Source organism: Arthrobacter sp. Y3225116, assembly GCF_059091245.1.
Genome location: NZ_JBNHGL010000312.1, coordinates 1 through 2,798, shown reverse-complemented (window position 1 = coordinate 2,798; position 2,798 = coordinate 1). Strand labels below are relative to the sequence as shown.

Annotated in this window: 2 protein-coding genes; both read right to left on the bottom strand. The window is 70.1% G+C overall.

Annotation, left to right across the window (positions count from 1 at the left end; genetic code table 11):
* Nucleotides 1-195 precede the first annotated feature (195 nt).
* Nucleotides 196-1,782: a histidine ammonia-lyase gene (hutH, locus tag AC5RV2_RS16645; protein ID WP_494093258.1), complete on the bottom strand. Its 1,587-nt coding sequence runs from the start codon at nt 1,780-1,782 to the stop codon at nt 196-198.
* Nucleotides 1,783-1,843: 61 nt separating this feature from the next.
* Nucleotides 1,844-2,798: ABC transporter substrate-binding protein (locus AC5RV2_RS16640; protein ID WP_494093257.1), on the bottom strand; the 955-nt coding region annotated here is incomplete at its 5' end.

Genomic DNA, 2,798 nt, shown 5'->3' with positions numbered 1-2,798 from the left:
CTCGGCCCCGATGCCGGCCGCCAGGACGGGGACCGTCTGCTGCAGCAGACGGCGCCGGCTCGGCTGTCCCTCGGGCGTGTTGGCGGCCATGCAGCAGGTCCTCCCGGTGCCGGCCCCCAGTGTTCCCGGCGCTGGTTCCGGTCCGGCAATCCGGAACCAACGGTGTTTCCGGGCACCAGTGTAGTGCCGTCCGGGTCAGTTCAGTGCTGTGCCCGCCGCCTGTTCGACGGCGTCCACCAGCACGCCGCTGTCCACCAACAGGCGGACCGCCTCGATCTCCGGCGAGAGATAGCGGTCGGTGCCCGGACCGGCGACCGTTTTGCGGATCTCCCGGCGCACCGCGGTGACCGCCGGGGCGCTGCGGGAGGTCTCCACGCCGCCGTCGCGCATGTCCAGGGCGCGGGCACTGGTGAGCAGCTCAATGGCCAGCACCCGGGTGAGCCCGTCCAGGGCGCGGCGCAGTTTCAGCCCCGCGGACCAGCCCATGGACACATGGTCTTCCTGCATGGCCGAGGACGGGATGGAATCCACCGACGCCGGGTTGGCGAGCCGCTTGAGCTCGCTGACGATGCCGGCCTGGGTGTACTGGGCGATCATGTGCCCGGAGTCCACGCCCGGATCATCGGCCAGGAAGGCGTTCAGGCCGTGGCTGCGGGCGGTGTCCAGGAACCGGTCGGTCCGCCGTTCGCTCATGGAGGCAAGGTCCGCCACGGCGATGGCCAGGAAGTCCAGGGCGTAGCCGACCGGGGCGCCGTGGAAGTTGCCGTTGGATTCCACCCGGCCGTCCGGGGTGACCACGGGATTGTCGACGGCGGAGGCCAGTTCGTAGCCGGCCACCGATTCCACGTGGGCAAGCGTGGCGCGCGCCGCGCCGTGCACCTGGGGCGCGCAGCGCAGGGAGTACGCATCCTGGACCCGGGTGAACCGGTGCTGCGCATCGGCTCCCGCCGACTTTTGCTCTGCGATCAGGACGGAACCGGCCAGGACGGTGCGCATGTTGGCCGCGGCCGCGATCTGGCCGGGATGCGGCCGGAGCGCGTGCAGGTCCTCGGCCAGCACGGAGTCGGTGCCGAGCAAGCCTTCGATGCTCATGGCCGCGGCGAGATCGGCGGTCTTCAGCAGCCGGTGCAGGTCGGCCGACGCCATGATCAGCATGCCCAGCATGCCGTCGGTGCCGTTGATCAGTGCCAGGCCTTCCTTCTCCCGCAGCTCCACCGGCTCCAGGCCCGCGGCGGCCAGGGCGTCGGCGGCCGCCACCAGTTCGCCGTCCCCGGTGCGGACCTGGCCCTCACCCATCAGGGCGAGCGCGCAGTGGGCCAGCGGCGCGAGGTCCCCGGAACAGCCCAGGGAGCCGTATTCGCCGATCACCGGGGTGATGCCGGCGTTGAGGATTCCCGCGTAGGCCTGCGCCACCAGCGGGCGGACGCCGGTGCGCCCGGTGGCCATCGTCGCGAGCCGGTTGAGCATCAGCCCGCGCACCACCTCCCGGTCCACCTCGGCCCCGGACGAGGCCGCGTGGCTGCGGATCAGGCTGCGCTGCAGCTGGGTGCGCAGCTGAACCGGTATCTGCTTGGTGGCCAGGGCGCCGAAGCCGGTGCTGACCCCATAGTGCGGCACGTCGTCGTCCACCAAGGCCTCGATCACCTTGCGTGACTCGGCCATGGCCTGCAGCGATTCGTCGCTGAGTTCGACGGCGGCGCCGTGGCGGGCGACGGCGACGACGTCGGCGGGGGAGAGCGGTCCGACGGACACGGAGACGGGGACGGTCTGGAGCTGGGACATGGTGCCTTTCGGGTGCGGGTGAAGGTGAAGGTGGAAGGGGCGGGTCGGGGAGGAGCGGGGATCAGTCCGCGATCAGGGCCTCGTAGTCGGGTTCTTTCTCCAGCACGCCGTATTTGGCGGCCGCCGACCCCAGCTTCTGCAGGCCCTCCATGTTGATCTCCGGATACCAGCGGGACATCACCACGGTCTCGGCCAGCTCGGGCGTGACCTTCGCATAATCCTGGATGATGGCGCGCACTTCGTCGTCGTTCTCCGAGGCGAACTGGAAAGACTTCTCCAGCGCCCGGCGGAAGCGTTCGACGAGTTCGGGATCTTCCTGCAGGGTCTGCTCGGAGGCGAAGTAGAAGGCCGAATCGAAGTCGTCGGTGAGGTCGGTCATCGGGCTGGCCACGATTTTTCCGCCGGCGTCCAGGATCTGGGTGCGGAACGGTTCGGTGGTCCAGGCGGCGTCGACGTCGCCCCGCTCCAGCGCCGCGGGCATGTTGGGGTACGGCATTTCGACGAAGTCGACGGCGTCCGGGTCGCCGCCCGCCTGTTCCACGGAGTTCCGGATGGTGACGTCGGCGAAGTTGTTCAGCGCGTTGACGGCCACGGTCTTGCCCACCAGGTCGGCGGCGCTTTCGATGCCGCTGTCCGGCAGGGCCGCCACCTCGGTGACGTCCTCGCCGGGGACATTGGTGGAGCTGGAGCCGTTGGAAACCACCGTGATCGGCAGCCCCTTGTCCCGCGCGATCAGCAACGAGACGACATTGGAGTAGCCGAACTGGTATTCGCCGGTCATCACCGCCGGGACGATGGCCGCGCCGCCCTGGGCCAGCTGGACGGACAGCTGGATGCCTTCCTCTTCGAAGTACCCCTCCTGCATGCCCAGGTAGACCGGGGCCACGTCCGTGATCGGGATCAGGCCCAGGTTCACCTGGTCCAGGCTGGCGTCTGCCGGCGCCCCGGCGGTTTCCGTTCCGCCGCCGGTGGAGGACGGACTGCCGGAGCCGCACCCGGTCAGCAGGAGGGCGCCG